General features: G+C 51.1%; 18 protein-coding genes. 5 read left to right on the top strand and 13 right to left on the bottom strand.

The features are described 5' to 3' along the window. The first annotated feature begins 171 nt into the window (after window positions 1–171). The 4 genes from BLV22_RS03850 to BLV22_RS03835 all read left to right on the top strand — a co-directional run bounded on the left by BLV22_RS03850 (window position 172) and on the right by BLV22_RS03835 (window position 6,069). Window positions 172–1,296 carry a Fe(3+) ABC transporter substrate-binding protein gene (locus tag BLV22_RS03850; RefSeq protein ID WP_091611507.1) on the top strand — a complete coding sequence of 375 codons (1,125 nt, stop codon included), beginning with the start codon at window positions 172–174 and terminating at the stop codon, window positions 1,294–1,296. A 184-nt stretch (window positions 1,297–1,480) separates the two neighbouring features. Continuing rightward, window positions 1,481–3,121: an ABC transporter permease gene (locus BLV22_RS03845; RefSeq protein ID WP_091611504.1), complete on the top strand. Its 1,641-nt coding sequence runs from the start codon at window positions 1,481–1,483 to the stop codon at window positions 3,119–3,121. Then, window positions 3,122–3,847 carry an ABC transporter ATP-binding protein gene (locus BLV22_RS03840; RefSeq protein WP_091611501.1) on the top strand — a complete coding sequence of 242 codons (726 nt, stop codon included), beginning with the start codon at window positions 3,122–3,124 and terminating at the stop codon, window positions 3,845–3,847. A 353-nt stretch (window positions 3,848–4,200) separates the two neighbouring features. Next, window positions 4,201–6,069 (top strand): heavy metal translocating P-type ATPase, encoded by a 1,869-nt coding sequence (locus BLV22_RS03835; RefSeq protein WP_091611499.1) that lies wholly within the window; start codon window positions 4,201–4,203, stop codon window positions 6,067–6,069. Window positions 6,070–6,131: 62 nt separating this feature from the next. Here the strand turns inward: BLV22_RS03835 and BLV22_RS03830 are convergent, their stop codons facing one another. The 11 genes from BLV22_RS03830 to BLV22_RS03780 form a co-directional block, all read right to left on the bottom strand. Continuing rightward, window positions 6,132–7,664, bottom strand: a complete 1,533-nt coding sequence (locus tag BLV22_RS03830) for a multicopper oxidase family protein (protein WP_091611496.1) — start codon at window positions 7,662–7,664, stop codon at window positions 6,132–6,134. A 20-nt stretch (window positions 7,665–7,684) separates the two neighbouring features. Continuing rightward, a complete protein-coding gene (locus BLV22_RS03825) occupies window positions 7,685–7,921 on the bottom strand; it encodes an SHOCT domain-containing protein (RefSeq protein ID WP_091611493.1) in 237 nt (78 codons plus the stop codon). 132 nt (window positions 7,922–8,053) lie between these two features. Then, entirely contained in the window at window positions 8,054–9,274 is a 1,221-nt protein-coding gene (locus BLV22_RS03820; protein WP_091611490.1) for an MFS transporter, read from the bottom strand. Window positions 9,275–9,333: 59 nt separating this feature from the next. After that, window positions 9,334–9,897 (bottom strand): class I SAM-dependent methyltransferase, encoded by a 564-nt coding sequence (locus BLV22_RS03815; protein WP_176967637.1) that lies wholly within the window; start codon window positions 9,895–9,897, stop codon window positions 9,334–9,336. 80 nt (window positions 9,898–9,977) lie between these two features. Then, window positions 9,978–11,387, bottom strand: a complete 1,410-nt coding sequence (locus BLV22_RS03810) for an MBL fold metallo-hydrolase (protein WP_091611485.1) — start codon at window positions 11,385–11,387, stop codon at window positions 9,978–9,980. 32 nt (window positions 11,388–11,419) lie between these two features. Continuing rightward, the gene (locus BLV22_RS03805; RefSeq protein WP_091611483.1) at window positions 11,420–11,737 is read right to left on the bottom strand and encodes a rhodanese-like domain-containing protein; all 318 of its coding nucleotides are present in this window, start codon (window positions 11,735–11,737) and stop codon (window positions 11,420–11,422) included. A gap of 109 nt (window positions 11,738–11,846) precedes the next feature. Further along, complete coding sequence (locus tag BLV22_RS03800; protein ID WP_091611480.1) at window positions 11,847–12,230, bottom strand: DUF302 domain-containing protein; 384 nt, start codon at window positions 12,228–12,230, stop codon at window positions 11,847–11,849. A gap of 64 nt (window positions 12,231–12,294) precedes the next feature. Next, on the bottom strand, window positions 12,295–13,077 hold the full coding sequence (locus BLV22_RS03795; protein WP_091611478.1) for a sulfite exporter TauE/SafE family protein: 783 nt from the start codon (window positions 13,075–13,077) through the stop codon (window positions 12,295–12,297). Window positions 13,078–13,134: 57 nt separating this feature from the next. Beyond that, window positions 13,135–13,362 carry a sulfurtransferase TusA family protein gene (locus tag BLV22_RS03790; protein ID WP_091611475.1) on the bottom strand — a complete coding sequence of 76 codons (228 nt, stop codon included), beginning with the start codon at window positions 13,360–13,362 and terminating at the stop codon, window positions 13,135–13,137. A 90-nt stretch (window positions 13,363–13,452) separates the two neighbouring features. Then, entirely contained in the window at window positions 13,453–13,932 is a 480-nt protein-coding gene (locus BLV22_RS03785; protein ID WP_091611472.1) for a DsrE/DsrF/DrsH-like family protein, read from the bottom strand. A 65-nt stretch (window positions 13,933–13,997) separates the two neighbouring features. After that, complete coding sequence (locus tag BLV22_RS03780) at window positions 13,998–14,258, bottom strand: metal-sensitive transcriptional regulator (RefSeq protein ID WP_091611470.1); 261 nt, start codon at window positions 14,256–14,258, stop codon at window positions 13,998–14,000. Between the two features lie 177 nt (window positions 14,259–14,435). On the opposite strand from BLV22_RS03780, the gene BLV22_RS03775 reads away from it, so the two are divergent. Continuing rightward, the gene (locus BLV22_RS03775) at window positions 14,436–14,738 is read left to right on the top strand and encodes a hypothetical protein (RefSeq protein ID WP_091611467.1); all 303 of its coding nucleotides are present in this window, start codon (window positions 14,436–14,438) and stop codon (window positions 14,736–14,738) included. A gap of 224 nt (window positions 14,739–14,962) precedes the next feature. On the opposite strand, the gene BLV22_RS03770 is transcribed toward BLV22_RS03775, so the two are convergent. Together BLV22_RS03770 and BLV22_RS03765 are read right to left on the bottom strand one after the other, a co-directional pair. Beyond that, window positions 14,963–15,769, bottom strand: a complete 807-nt coding sequence (locus BLV22_RS03770) for a glycosyltransferase family 8 protein (protein WP_245724022.1) — start codon at window positions 15,767–15,769, stop codon at window positions 14,963–14,965. A 71-nt stretch (window positions 15,770–15,840) separates the two neighbouring features. Continuing rightward, the gene (locus tag BLV22_RS03765) at window positions 15,841–16,020 is read right to left on the bottom strand and encodes a hypothetical protein (RefSeq protein ID WP_091611463.1); all 180 of its coding nucleotides are present in this window, start codon (window positions 16,018–16,020) and stop codon (window positions 15,841–15,843) included. Window positions 16,021–16,023 lie beyond the last annotated feature (3 nt).

Genomic DNA, 16,023 nt, shown 5'->3' with positions numbered 1-16,023 from the left:
GCGCTTTACAGGATTTTAAAATAAACACGTCATTTACATATTTCAACCGGGTAAAAAATTTCAAAAATCTATTGACTTGATAATGATTTTCAATGAGAATGAATAGTGAATCAGGTGAAAATAATTCTCATTATCATTTACCATTGTTTCTATATTTTAGGGGGGTCTATTATGCAAAGAAAATCACGTTTATTGACAGGTTTTATTCCTGCAGTATCACTGCTGGCACTTGCTGCCTGCGGAGGCGATAATGAAAGTGAAGAAAATACTTCCGGTGAAAACAGCGCCGAAGAAAATAGCACTGAAGAACAGAACGGAGAAGACGAGGAAGCAGGTGCTGAAGGCGGGGAAGTCAACCTTTACACCAGCCGCCACTACGACACGGACGAGGAGCTTTATGAACAGTTTACTGATGAAACGGGAATTGAAGTCAACGTTGTTTCGGGCGAGGCTGATGAACTCATTGAGCGGATGGAGCGTGAAGGAGAAGCCACAGAAGGGGACGTATTTATCACCGCCGATGCCGGCCGTCTTCATCGTGCAAAAGAGGCTGACCTTCTTCAGTCAACGGAGTCTGAAGTATTAGATGAAAATATTCCAGAAAATTATCGTGATGCCGATAGCGAGTGGTTCGGTCTGACTAAACGGGCCCGCGTGCTTGTTTATGACCCGGAACGCGTAGATGAATCCGAGTTGTCTACATACGAAGCTCTTACCGAAGAAAAATGGGAAGATCGTGTTCTGATCCGCTCATCCGAAAATATTTACAACCAATCATTGATGGCTTCGTTTATTGAAATGAAGGGGGAAGAAGAAGCAAAAGCCTGGGCAGAAGGAATAGTGGATAACATGGCTCGTGACCCTCAAGGCGGAGACAGGGACCAGGCACTTGGAGTCGCATCCGGGGAAGGCGACGTTGCTGTTATGAACTCTTACTATTTCGGCCAGATGGTGAACTCCTCTGAGCAGGAAGAAGTAGACGCGGCGGAAAGCCTCGAAGTATTCTTTCCTAACCAGGAAGAAGACGGCACCCACGTAAACGTCAGCGGTGCAGGAATAACCGAGCACGGTCCGAACTCAGAAGAAGCGGTGGAGTTCGTTGAGTTTCTCTCCAGTGAAGAAGCACAGGGGGATTTCTCAGAAGCTAACTATGAATATCCGGTAAACCCGGACGTCGAGCCATCGGAGCTGCTTCAGTCATGGGGAGATTTTGAAGAGCAGGACATCGACCTGACAACGCTTGGTGAAAATAATGCCCGGGCACAGATGCTGATGAATGAAGCCGGGTGGGAATAGGAATTACTGTCTGATATGAAATTGTTAAAGGGGTGGTCCTGCCAGGCACGGGACTGCCCTGTTTTTCTATTATATAGAAGAAATTCTTCAGTTATGCCTGTCTTTTCGTGACAAGAAAAAAATTCTCCAGTACACTTATCGTTGATAATGATGCTTATTCTTATTTGCTAAAGGACAGATTAATATGCCTTTTTTAAAACGTCCCTCACTGGCGGCTGTCGGATGGGGAAGTGGAGCGGTCGGTTTTGTTCTCCTGCTTCTGCTGCCGCTTGGTTTTCTTTTGTACCGCATTGTCCAGCCTCCGAGTGAAAATTGGAACCATATTCAAGAGTATATGCTGCTTGGCTATACAATTGATACATTGACTCTGGCTGTTTCAGTAGGTGTGTTATCCATTGCGCTTGGAACTACCCTGGCTTGGCTTATTTCTGCGTATACGTTTCCATTTAGAAATACATTAAAATGGGCCTTGCTCATGCCTCTTGCTATTCCGCCCTATATCGGTGCCTATGCGTATCACGGCATGCTTAACTATACAGGATTTATCCAGCGGACACTCAGGACGACGTTCGATATAGAAGTATCCCAGCGGTACTTTGACATTATGAATATCCCCGGCGCTGTCTTTATTTATACAATTTTTCTGTATCCCTACGTCTACGCGATTACCCGGGCTTTTTTTGCCCGTCAGGCAACCACGCTCATAGAAAATGCCCGCGTTCTCGGCAGCGGACCGGTACGTACATTTTTCCGGATCGTGCTCCCGGTTTCCCGGGCAGCAATTGTCGGCGGGGTGACATTAGTAATGCTGGAGGTGCTAAACGATTACGGACTTGTTAATTATTTCGGTATTCAGACGTTTAGTACGGCTATTTTTCAAACGTGGTATGCTCTCGATGACCTGAATTCGGCCATTCGGCTTGCTGGCATTTTAATGGGAATTGTGCTCGTATTTTTACTTCTGGAGAAAGTGTTTCGCGGACGGCAGCAGTACAGCTACACTTCGGCGAAGGCTTCTCCGTTGAAGCCGCAGGTGCTTGAAGGCTGGAAAAAATGGACGGCTCTCAGTTTCAGCGGCGTCGTATTTCTTCTCGGGTTTATTCTGCCCATTTTTCAGCTGCTGTATTGGGGAATGCTGACTTATGAAGCAATTTTCTCTGCCGAGTTTGTTTCATTAATTCGTAATTCTACAATTGCGGCAGGTATCAGTTCGTTGCTGGTGGTGGTTTTTGCTGTAATTATCGCAAACTTCACCCGCGTCGCATCCGGCTGGTTTTCGACGGTTATCGCGAGATTTACTGTGCTTGGTTATTCAATCCCCGGAGCAGTGATTGCGGTAGGTGTTATCAGCTTTTTTCTTTATGCTGAAACACAATTGCAGCTTTTTTATGCTTATGCAGGGATATCTACTGAACTGATGCTGAGCACGAGTCTTGTAATGCTTGTATTTGCTTATGTTATTCGATTTATGGCTGTAGGATATAATTCAATTGAATCCGGGTTTGAGAAGATAGGCCGCCGTTATTCAGAAGCCTCCCGGACGCTTGGCATGGGATGGATAAAGACTTTTTTTAAAGTCGACCTTCCGATGATCCGGGCCGCGGTCTTCAGCGGTTTCATACTTGTTTTTGTCGATATTTTAAAAGAGCTGCCGTTAACATTGATTCTCCGCCCCTTTAATTTTGAAACGCTCGCGACAACCGCCTACCGTTATGCAAGCGATGAGCGCATCCAGGAAACAGCAGTGCCATCGCTCTCTATTATTTTAGTGAGCGCCATAGCGATGTTTGTTTTCCACATTCTCATTGAAAAGGAGCCGAATTAAATGCATGTTCAGATTACTGACCTCGAATTCTCTTATGGAAAAGCATCGAATGCAGTCGTTCAAAACTTCAACCTTCATATGAATGAAGGAGAAATTGTTTCCATTCTTGGGGAAAGCGGGAGTGGGAAAAGTACGATTCTTCGTCTGATCGCAGGCCTGGAAACTCCGTCTCAGGGAAAGATAGGCGTAGGAAAAGATACGTATGTGGACGACCAGAGCGGAAAAATACTTCCTGTGGAAAAACGGGGCCTTGGGATGGTTTTTCAGGATTATGCTTTGTTTCCGCATATGACCGTCGGGGCAAATATTCTTTATGGTTTAAATAAATGGAAGGGCCCGGCCCGCCGGGCCCGTCTTCAGGAGATGCTCGAGCTCATCAATATGACGGAATACCGAAAAAGGTATCCGCATGAGCTTAGCGGAGGCCAGCAGCAGCGGATTGCACTGGCGCGTGCTCTGGCTCCGCAGCCGCCGCTGCTTCTTTTGGATGAGCCGTTCAGTAATTTGGATGCCCACCTGAAGCATCGGATCCGGGATGAACTGCGGGAGACGATTAAATACACTGGTACGACGACTATTTTTGTCACCCATGATCAAGAGGATGCAAAGGTGCTCTCCGACCGTGTCGTTCTTGTAGACAAGGGGGAAGTCAAAAAAACTGGCACCCCCTATGAGCTGTTGAAAGAAACCACGGTTCCACAGGGAATTGGTGGAGCACAAGCGTGAAGCACAAGCGGATATTCGTTGAAGCTTTCAGCAAAACGTATCATGATGATCTAGAATTGATCCACTTCCATTGCACAAAAGACTATGCCTTGAACTGCCGGGCAAAAAACAAGCATGTCGGTCCGAGAGACGCGACATGCTTGTTTTTTAGTGAGCCCGGTGTAGTGAGAGACGTCTGAAATACTGATCGCATACACCATCCGTGCTCCCTCAGGGTAATTTTGGTAGCATATCATGAAAATAGAAAAGAATGACCGAAAGAAAATATTTCCATGAATTTTTGCCTATTCAGCCAAAAGAGAGCTGTATGCTGTACATTAGTCATATAGGGTTCTGCAGGGAGGGGGAGGCAAATGGAAAAATGGAAGGTGCATCTGGAGTTAGCCGCCGCTGTCATCTCCGGTATTTTAATAAGCGCTGCTTACACGCTCGAGGTGCTGGAAATCAACACGTTCTCCGTCGTTACGTATATTCTGGCTTTTTTGATAGGTGGATATGCAAAAGCAGTATACGGATTGAAAAAGACGCTCGAGGACCGCAGGCCGAACGTGGAACTGTTGATGATTCTTGCGGCCATTGGCGCCTCCATAATCGGTTACTGGACGGAGGGCGCTATTCTGATTTTTATTTTTTCTCTTAGCGGTGCGCTTGAAACGTATACGATGAATAAAAACCAAAAGGAACTGTCCGCTTTAATGAAGATTCAGCCGGAGGAAGCGTGGCTGCTGGTAAATGGAACTACCAGCCGTGTAGCTGTTTCTTCCCTGGCATCCGGAGATAATCTTGTTGTGAAGCCGGGGGAACGGATGCCGGCAGATGGAAAATTGGTGAAAGGCCATACCGTAGTGGACGAATCAGCCATCAGTGGTGAGTCGAATCCAGTGTCCAAAAACAGTGGCGATGATGTATTTGCTTCTACGGTGAATTTAAGCAGCACAATTACTATGGAGATGACGACTCCTAACGCAGAAACACTTGTGCAGAAAATAATCGATCTCGTTCAGACCGCTCATAACGAAAAGCCGCCTTCCCAACAGTTTGTCGAGCGATTTGAAGGACGGTACGTGATTGTAGTATTACTTGTGTTTTCACTGATGCTTTTTCTCCCGCACTATGTTATCGGATGGGATTGGAATACTACATTTTACCGGGCGATCCTGCTTCTTGTCGTTGCCTCTCCGTGTGCTCTTGTAGCTTCCATCATGCCGGCTACACTGGCTGCCATATCAAATGCTGCCAAGAACGGGGTCATCATTAAAGGCGGCGTACATTTGGAAGTGCTCAGCACGATCCGGGCCATCGCATTGGATAAAACCGGCACGCTGACCCGCGGGCGTCCACAGGTGACTGATTTTGTTCTGCGAAAGGGAACGGACCGAACAGCTTTGATGGCAAAAATTGCTGGGCTGGAATCGCAGTCCAATCACCCGCTTGCCAAAGCCGTAACGAAATTTATTGAAGCGGAAGGTATTGCCCCGCTGCAGGATCTGCAGATCACAGATGTTCCGGGAAATGGATTAAAATCAACGATTGATGGCGAAGAAATATTGATTGGAAAACCTGCATTTGTAAAGATACAGGAAGCAGAGGCGTTCCAGGACGGCTTGCTGGCCCGTCTGGCTGATGATGGAAAAACGGTTATCTTTGTCCGGGACGGTGAAGGTATAGCCGCCGCGATTGCTTTAAAGGATACCGTGCGGGACAATACGAGAACCTCCATCCGTGAGATGCAAAGCTTCGGCATTTACTGCATTATGCTTACCGGGGATAATCAACAGACGGCGAAAGCGATTGCTGGTGAAAGCGGGGTGGATGCGTACATTGGGAGCTGTATGCCGGGAGATAAAGTGAAGGAAATTAAAAAACTGCTGGAACAATACGGGTACGTGGCCATGATCGGGGACGGAATCAATGACGCCCCGGCACTTGCCACAGCATCCACCGGCATTGCCATGGGCGAAGGAACTGACGCGGCCCTTGAAACAGCGGATATCATTTTAATGAAAAACGATTTATCGCGGATTACCTATTCGATAAAATTAGCCCGTAAAATGGAAAGAATCATTAAACAGAATATATTTTTCTCGATAAGTATCATTGTACTGCTGCTTATTTTAAACTTTACGCAGACAATCACCATTCCCATTGGCGTCATTGGACACGAAGGGAGCACCATCCTTGTGATCCTGAATGGGCTGCGCATGTTAAATAAAAATTTGTAAAAGAAGACTGCCCTGAACAGACAGCCTTGTTACAGCCCGGATGCTTAATATGAGAAAGCTTATTAACTCGGATGATTGTCCGCATCGCCTCCGAGGTCATAAGGGGAATAAACACTGTCGTAATCGACGATGGTGCTCATTCCCAACTCGGCATGGTTATTATCGTGGCAGTGAAACAGCCATTCGCCCTGGTTATTGGCTTCAAAGTAAATAGTGTAGGATTCTCCGGGCTTGACATGCACCAGATCCTTCACACCTGGCTGCTCCAGGGTGGTTCCATCTTTGGATTGAATCTGGAAGTCGTGGCCATGCAGATGCATCGGATGATTCATGCTGCCGTTGTTTTCGATCTCGACTTTGACGATGTCCCCGTCCTGGACCTGGATGGGAGGGGTATCCGGAAAGGTGCGGCCGTTAATCTGAAAGCTCATGCCCCCGCCGCCCATATCCATGCCCATACTCAAGTCCATCGTGTAGGAGACGTCCGGCTCCGGCACCTGATCAAAAAGAATGGTGTCGGTGCTTTGGTCGGCTCCGCGGGCAGTCGTCTCTGTTTCCGGCGAAGCCATCGCAGCCTCCGACCGGGAAGTGCCCTCCGGCAGTACCGGGATACGCATGTCGCGGGCTTTTTCATTGTCTCCCGGCTCCCCGAGGAAGACGGGAGTCTGATCCTGCTTCGTATACGCGACGTCGATCCGCTCGCCGGGGGCGATTTCCACGATATTCGCGGAGGAGTCGCCAGAGGACGATGTTTTTTCTCCGTCCACCGCGATCACCTCCGCGGACCCTTCCGGAAACGCCAGCTGGTGCTGCTGAAAGCCGGCATTAACGAGGCGTAAACGGGCGGTCTCGCCCTGCTCCATCTCGAGGGGATCGATCGCTTCCCCGGCCTTTCCGTTCACGGTGAAGGTATCATACAGATCCTTGGTATCTGCTTCGCCGTCCCCGGACCGCCGGCTTTCCATCATTCCCTGGCGGCTGGCGGGCCCATCTTTGGCCTGGTGGACCGGCCACTCATCGAGCATGAGCGTTTCTTCGACATCATAGTCTCCGTTTTCCTCCGGGTCTTCGATGACCAGCGGCCCGTATAATCCTTTATCAACCTGCTTGGAACTGTGCTGATGCGAATGATACCAGTAGGTTCCGGCGTCTTCGGCCACAAACTTATAGGTGAACGATTCGCCGGGCTGCACCGCGTCCTGGGTGAGACCGGGGACCCCGTCCATGTTGTTGGCCAGGTTCACCCCGTGCCAGTGAATAGTCACCGGTACGTCGAGGTTGTTGGTTAAATCCACCTGCACAAAATCTCCCTGTTCCACCCGGAGTTCCTGGCCGGGTACGGTGCCGTTATAGGTCCATGCCTCCACGCTTTCCTTTTCCTCAATGGTCCATTCCTTTTCCTCGGCCGTCAGCGCAAAGGTTTTTTCCGGCCGGTCGGCGGCATTGGTGGTTTCGAGCGAAGCAATGCTTTGCCCGCCCCGGGTAACGCCGTCCGGCAGGGACCCCGAGCCGGAAGAAAAGAAGAACAAGTAGCTGCCAATGCCAATGCCGATCAGGCCTAAAATCAAGGCGCTTCCTATCCATAGTCGGTGCATGAGCTCCCGCCTTCCTTCATTTAATGGTCGTTGATTTTTCGTTTCAAACGGTCGTATTCTTCTTCAGAAATTTCTCCGTTCGCTAGACGTTGATCGAGCCGTTCCAATGCGGTGCCCGATTTGGTCCGGGACGAATGCTTGGTCGAAGGCCGAAACATCCAGACAAGCACCAGAACGATAAGAACCAGAAGAATGAGTACGATAAAGCCAAAGCCAACCATTCCGCCGCTCATCATGCCGCTGCCACCGTTCATCATTCAAACCACCTCCAGTAGATTGTTATCTCTTTACACATATATTCGAAAATACCCTAAACTCAACACTAAAAGCACTACGCAGGCGACAGGGACCGTCCAGCACAGGCAGATAGAAAAGATAGCCGTATCCTATTACTCCTTCTTCAAGGATTCCTGCATCCGAACGAGCGTGACGATGCCGGCGGCAAATGGAAGCACAGCTACGAGGCCAATGGCCCATGAAACGTTCAGCGTGTCCACAAACAGGCCGGCGAGTAGGGCCCCGAAGGCGTACCCGCTGTCCCGCCAAAAACGGTACACCCCGTTCGCTTTAGCCCGCCAGGGAGCGGGGGCTGTGTCGCTGACCGCAGCGATTAGGACCGGATACACCATTGCTGTCCCGAGGCCGAGCAGCACGGAGCTTCCGAGCCACCATCCATAGGTAGCTCCGGCCAGAAGCGCCCACAGCGAAAGGGCCTGCAGCCACAGGCCGCCGACGATGAGACGCTTACGCCCGATCACATCGCTCCAGGGGCCAGTAAACAGCTGGGCCATGCCCCAGGTGAGGGGATACGCCGCCACGATTACGCCGATTTGGCTGACGGATAATCCGCCGGAAGCGAAGAAGAGCGGGAACAGGCCCCACGCCATGCCATCCTTGAGGTTGGTTGTCAGCCCGGCAAAGCTGAAGCTCGACAGGGCGGGCTGCTTCCAGGTTGTCTGGGCAAACGCCTTCCAAAAGGGCAGGGAGGCTTCCCCGGAAGCGGTCTGACGGGCCACCTGCCTGCTTGTATCCGGTACGAACAATGAAAGCAGGAACCCGATGCCAACGATTCCGAAGCCAAGAAAGAAGGGCTCGGGGCGCAAAGAGGTTGTCGAAGCCACGTAGCCGGAAACGGCGGCCATAACGGAAAGCCCCGTATAGCCGGCAAACTCATTCAGGCCTACAGCTGTCCCGCGCTGAGTCGGTTTCGCCAGATCCACCTTCATATTTACGGTCATCGACCAGGTTAGTCCCTGGTTGATGCCTAAGAAGATGTTGGCGACGATGATCATCCACCAGGCGGAGGCAAAAATAATCAGGAGAGGGACGAAGAAGCCGAACGCCCATCCAATTAATAATATTTCCTTGCGCCCGAAGCGGTCGGCAAGCGTACCGGCCAGGAGGTTGACGAGGGCTTTGGAAAACCCAAAGCTGACAATAAAGGAGAGGGCGGCACTGGCCGATGCGAGGCCAAACAGCTCTTCGCCGATCAACGGAAGCACAGTACGTTCCAATCCGACCATGGAGCCGACAAAGACGTTGATGAGGACCAATAGAAAAAAGGGAAGACGGTTTTCAGCAATACCGATGGAAGCCGCTTTGGATGTCATCATTTAACCCTCCTTTGCTTGATAGAATGAGGGAGTCTTCCATGATTTCGCAGGAGATTTTACGTTTTCAGTGCTTCCACCATATAATGGCCGTCATTCAGGACATGGAGGGTGGTGGTAAAGCCGTAACTCTCAATAGTCCGGGCAAAAGCATCCGAAGGTAATCGGATCTCGAGCGGAGGCCCTGATTCTGTAGCTGTGGCTTCCCATTCGTAAAAGAAAATCGTGCCCCCGGGCTTCAGGATACGCCGGAATTCGGCGAACGCCTGATCCATATCATCGATTTCATGCATCACAAAGGCGACGACGATTTTGTGGACCTGATGCTCCGTTAAGGTGATTTGTTCCAGGCCGGATAAGATCAGGGTGATATTGGAGGCACGGGCTTCTTCGGCATAGGCCTTTAATTCGGTTAACATCTGGTCCTCGATATCGACAGCGTATACGTGGCGGGCCCGTTCGGCCATCGGGATCGTGAAGTATCCATTCCCGGCACCAACATCCGCGATCAGATCCGTTTCCTGAATATTCATGAGGGGAAGCAGCTTCGCCATCGGAAGGGCCTGCTGTCGTTCTTCACTCCGGAGTTTTTTGGATTTGGAAGGGTCAAAGCGGTGACTCATACAATCTCCTCCTTCTGCATCATAAAGGGGACCCTGCATGGTACAGAGCCCCCGGTATTTCGTTTGTACTGCCCTCACGTTTAGCTGGTTGTTTCGAGCTGTTCTTTTTTCCATTTCATGAAGCCGCCCTCCACGTTAATCACGTCAAAGCCGTGATTCTGAAGGATGCTGGCGGCGATGGCGGAGCGTTTGCCCGAGGCGCAGTGGACGGCGACCGGCTGCTCCGTGGAAAGCTCATCGGTACGGGTCGGCAGCTGCTGGAGCGACACATGCACCGCGTCCGGCACGTGCGACTGGTCCCATTCGTCCTGGTAACGGACATCGAGAATCTGCACGTCCTGGTTGCGGCGACGCTCTTCGACCTGCTTCGGCGTTTCGTTCACGTACGTGCGCAGGTTCGAGGTGCTGGCGACGATCGAAGTGGCAAAGAACCCTTTCAGGCGGTCCATGCCCATGCCGGTGAGAATCCGGCTCAGTTCCGGAAACTGATGCGGCTCGGCGATCAGGTAGATATCCGCCTCATAGTCGGCGAGCCGGCCCATCCATTCGGCGAACGAGCCGGGATACGGAAGGTTGATCGTGCCCGGAATGCTTCCCATCGCGAAGGCGGCAGCACTGCGGGTGTCAACGACCATCGTATGGTTTTGTTCGGCCAGTGCGGCCACGTCATCTCCGGTGCCCTGCATTTCCACTGCAGCCGGGATTTCGGAGAGCGGGGTCATGGCCTGCTTGTTCACTTCTTTCATTTTGGCAAAATACGTTGGCGGCTCGCTCTGGCCGTCGAGAAGAAAGTCCACGAAGGCCTGCTCCTCGGTCGGCTGAAAGGCAGGATTGTACATCCGCTCGTAGCCGACGGTGCTCGTTGGCACAGCACCGAGTGCTTTACCGCAGGAGCTGCCGGCGCCGTGGCCCGGCCAGATCTGCATATAATCGCCGTATTTCTTGAACTGCTGGAGGGACTCAAACATCTGCCGGGCGCCTTTATCCGCTGAATTCTTGACGCCAACCGATTTTTCGAGCAGGTCCGGACGGCCGACATCGCCGACGAAGACGAAGTCGCCGGTAAATACCCCCATCGGGCGATCGGCAGCCGCGCCGTCGGTGAGCTCGTAGGAGACATGCTCCGGCGTATGGCCAGGCGTGTGCAGAGCTCTCAGTTTGATGTTGCCAATATAAATTTCTTCGCCATGCGTCACTCCGTGCAGTGGCAGGTCCTGGTCCCATTCATAGCCGCCGTTTTCAGCGCCTTCGGTGGAATAATAGATGGTGGCGCCGGTCCGGCGGGCAAGCTCGGTCACCCCGGAAACAAAGTCCGCATGAATATGGGTCTCAAACGCCCCGGTAATACGGAAGCCCTGTTCACGGGCAATCTGAAGATAGTCTTCAATATTGCGGGACGGGTCGATCACCGCCGCCTCTCCGGTGGCCTGGCAGCCGACCATGTAGGAAGCCTGGGCTAACGACGTGTCATAAAAATATTTCAAATACATCAATCATCGCTCCTTAAAGGTAGAATAGATTTTTACTCGGTTTTTCCGGTCCATTCGTTCATGCCACCCGCCATGCTGCGGACCTCAAAGCCCTGATCCTGCAACGCTTCCGCCGCCTGGGCACTGCGTTTGCCGGAGCGGCATACGGTCACATAGGATTGCTTAGGATCGAGCTCGTCCATCCGGTCGGGAATCGTGCCGAGAGGTATATGAACCGATCCCGGGATGCGTCCTTCGTCGAGTTCCTCGTCCTCACGGACGTCAATCACCTGAAAAGCACCGTTCTCTTTTTCAAACTTTTGCTGAACGTCTTTCGGTTGTACCTCTTTAATACGTTTTTCATCTGCCATTATATTCACCTCATATTTGTTGAATGTTATTTTTTCGTGGTTCTTGCTGCTGTGCTCTCATGGTCCAAATACTACCTACGGGGTAGGGTATAAAAGGGATCAAAAAATTTTATACCGTTTGATCGATGCCTTGTATCAACCGCTGTTCGATATCTTCAGCGGTCGCTGTTAACGCTGGCTCTTCGGCCAATTCCATCAATACGGACGGGCGGGGCATGCTGATATACGTTGACCCTGCTTCTTCGTACACGGTTATTTTGCATGGAAGAAAATTGCCGATCAGCTTATTTTTGTTTAATACCTGTTCAGCCTCTTTCGGATTACACACTTCAAGCACCCGGTGCTGGTCCTGAAAGTCGATGCCTTTTTCCTGTAATTTGCTCTGCAGATCAAAATTCCAAAGCACGCCAAAACCAATGTCTTTAAGGTTGGCTTCGAGATCTTCGACGGCTGTAGGGACAGTCTTCGAGGTAGTGACGGTGTAATGAAACATGTGAATGCCTCCTTATTTACTCTCTACTTCCTGCTATGCCCTGGGGTGTATAAAATTAAACACGTTATCCGGTAAAGATCTGAATCCATATTTGAATGGCCGTAGCTAAAATGATGACCGCCAATATGCTTTGCAGCAGCTTGGTGTTGACCTTCTGCCCGGCTTTGGCCCCGAGCGGCGCTGCGATCAGGCTGGCGACAATCATGATCAGGGCCGGTCCGTACAGCACCTGGCCGGTAGCCACTTTACCAACGGTTGCCCCGATAGACGAGATCAGGGTCACGGCGAGCGATGTCGCAATCGTCATCCGGGTCGGAATCTTTAACACGACGAGCATAATGGGCACCAGGATAAATGCGCCGGCGGCCCCGACAATGCCTGATCCGATCCCGACCACGAAGGACAGCACTGAGGCAAGAGGTTTGGAAAAGGTGACACGGGCGAGATCCTGGTCATCCAGCCCTTTTTTCGGTACAAACATCATCACCACGGCGATGGTCGCAAGCAGGGCGTACACCATATTGACTCCACTCTCGCTGAAGAAATTCGAGGCATAGGCTCCGATAAAGCTGCCAATCAGAATGCTTGCGCCCATGTACAGAATCAGCTTCCCATTCAGATAGCCGCCTTTCCGGTAGGCCCAGACACCGCCGATAGTCGCGAAAAAGACCTGCACGGCACTGATGCCGGACACTTCATGAGCGGAAAAGACCGCCACGCCGAGCAGCGGGGGGATGTATAACAGCATGGGGTATTTGATGATCGAGCCGCCGATCCCGACCATGCCGGAAACAAAGGAACCGACAAACCCCAACAGGAAAATCACGACGATAAACAGCAGTGACAATGGAAAAACCTCCCTTGCAGGGAAGCAAATCCATGACTTCCCCGGGTGACGATATTGTTAGCCTTTTTGAATCCAGAATTTATATACGCCATTGTCTTCGGTGTGGTCCAGCAGCTCGTGGCCGCCAGCTTTCGTCCAGGCCGTTAAGTCACTCTGCGCGCCTTTATCAGTCGCGTGCAGCTCAAGCACCTCGCCACTGTCCATCTCTTTGATGGCTTTTTTGGTTTTCAGAATAGGCTGCGGGCAGGCTAGCCCCTTCGCATCAATCGTTGTCTTTGGTTCCATAGATCATTTCTCCTTTAAATTAATTTTTATGATTCGTACCGGTCAGAATCTGTTAACGTTCCGACCTTTAGGTAGTCCGGCGAATACCGTTTAAATAAACAGGTTTACGTTCCCATCGGATGCTTCGCCCAGATAGGCCGCAACGCCGGCGTATTCAATGTCATCGCGCAGTTCTTTTTCATCAAGTCCGAGCAGATCCATGGTCATGGTACAGCCGATCAGCCTTACGTCCTGTTCACGGGCCATATCGATCAGTTCCGGCAGCGGCATGGCGTTGTGTTTTTTCATGACTTTTTTGATCAGCTTCGGTCCGATGCCGAGGAAATTCATGTTGGAAAGACCCATGCGGTCGGCGCCGCGGGGCATCATTTTGCCGAACATCGCTTCGAGTTTTCCTTTGGCGATGCTTTGCTTTTCCGGTTTGCGGAGAGCATTCAATCCCCAGAAGGTATGAAAAATGGTAACTTCGTGGTCATACGCGGCAGCGCCGTTGGCAATAATGTACGCTGCCATGGCTTTGTCGTAGTCGCCGCTGAATAATACAATGGTGGTCTTTTTGGTTTCCGCCATCCAATCAACTCCTTTTCTGATTCCTATTATACATATACCGGTAAGGGTATACAAGGGGTAAAATATTAACGGCTTTTCACGAGAAGATTCACGGCTTCCTGAATAACCTGTTCATCATTTTCCCCGTTTTCTGTCTGCTCCCGAACACATTGTTCGAGATTCGAACCGACGACCAGGCCCACTGCGCGGTCTAAGGCTGTGCGGGCAGCGTTCATCTGGGACACCAGCTCCTTACAGTCCTGCTCTTCGTCCATCATACGGAGAATACCACGTATTTGACCTTCCACACGTTTGACCCGGTGCTTCATTTGATCCGTGTATTCCATCAGGCGTTCCTTCCTTCGTAAAAATATTACCCTATGGGGTATATGAATACTTTAAAATAAACCAACAGAAGTGTCAACCAATTTTCTTAAAAAATTTTGGGCTCCTAAATACAGGTGCCCGTATGCTAAAATATAATAATGATATTCGTTGATTCAGCTATAGAAGGGAATGAGCAGATGCACAAAACGTATGCAGACAGCTATCGGTGCCGTCGTTTAGGGAAAATTAGCGGCCTCATGATGCTCGGGGCGGGTGTTTTATTATGGAAATACCAACGGGAAAACCGTTCTTCGCAGGATGCCTGGACTGCATCCATTCTCCGTTACGTGATGGACCCGGAACAGTCCCGGGAAGAACAAAAAGAGCAGATGAAGAAGGCGTTCAGGCTCGCGGAAGCTGCCGGAACGAAAAAACAGGAGATGGTTCAGGCCTACCAGCATATGGCCCAAAACGCCTCCGGGTTCAAAAAACGCAAATAAAGTTAATTCTGTTATTTTTATTGAGCAAAAATTATATAGAACGTGGTATGACAATTACGGTTGTATAAAAAATAAGAGTAGTAGATGCCTGGGGGATTTGTTTCCCCAGGCATCTATTTGTGAAAAATGGCTTTATAAAACAAAGACATGGAGTGAGGCATACGGACGGAAGAAATATCTCGCCCTATAAGGATTGATCAAAGGCTGTGAGACTACGGTAAGACTCAAAGGCTTCGATCGCTCTCCTGGAGCGGGGGCGACGTCCATACGGGCGGTGTCAAAGTGACCAGCGAGAGCAACTGGTGACGGTAATAGGTATATTCGTATTTGTACGGGTGCGGGCAGTAGGCGTGCCAGGGCTTTACCGGGCCGTTAAAATGAACGGCGGACGGAGTCTGCAGTGCTTCCACCACCCGGTTCCCGTAGGCGTGTGAGGGAAGCGGCTGCGTAAACATGTCGGTCGTGGTATTCCACCTGGGGTGCCACCACCACTGGTCTGAATATGTCACGGAGTGAAGGCTGTCTGCAAACGTGTGTCCCAGGGTAGTCATATGCGTAAACACGGAGGTGGACAGATGCTGGGCTTTCCACTGCGGAACATTGATCATCATCAGGCCCGGATCGAGGCTCCCGTGCACTCGCGGCAGTCCCAGGGCGGCCGCCCGTTCGGTATCGGGGCCAGGTTCGGCCACGGCCACTGCCCGGGTGCCCATGGGCTCGTCCCACAGGGCGGTAATGTCCGTGCGAATCATTGTATCGCTATCCAGGTACAACAACCGATCCACCTTTTCCTCAATCAGGTACGGAAGCAGCAGCCGGTAGGAGGCGAACCGTGACACGTGGGGATAATGCTCCAGGTCGGCCCAGGTCTGGCCGGAGTAAAAATCCCATTCATCGGGGATCAGGCGAATGGTGGCGTGGAAACGCTGCGCCAGCTGCTCCAGGCAGTATTTGTCTTTGAGCGAGAGACCGCCGTCCACGATGCAAAAGACCAGACGGTCCGGCTGCGAAGTGTTCGACAGCAGGGACATCATGGCGACGCCCAGCGAATCAGCATAATGATGATCGGCGATCGAAGCGATCATGTAGGTATAGTTAGCTTTCATATGTGCTCCTTTCTTGTAATGACGGGGATATGGACGATGACAGTCATTCGTCCTAAGTTTCCCGGACGGACCCCCTGAGTCAACTCCTCGCCACGTTGGTCAGCCGTGAGGGCAATCACCAGAAAGCGAACGCACAGGTCGCGTGTGATGGCAAAGAGATGCTCACCGGTTTCCATGGA

It is taken from the genome of Marinococcus luteus, assembly GCF_900106595.1.
Lineage (GTDB): Bacteria > Bacillota > Bacilli > Bacillales > Marinococcaceae > Marinococcus > Marinococcus luteus.
This window is presented reverse-complemented; position numbering and strand designations above follow the sequence as displayed.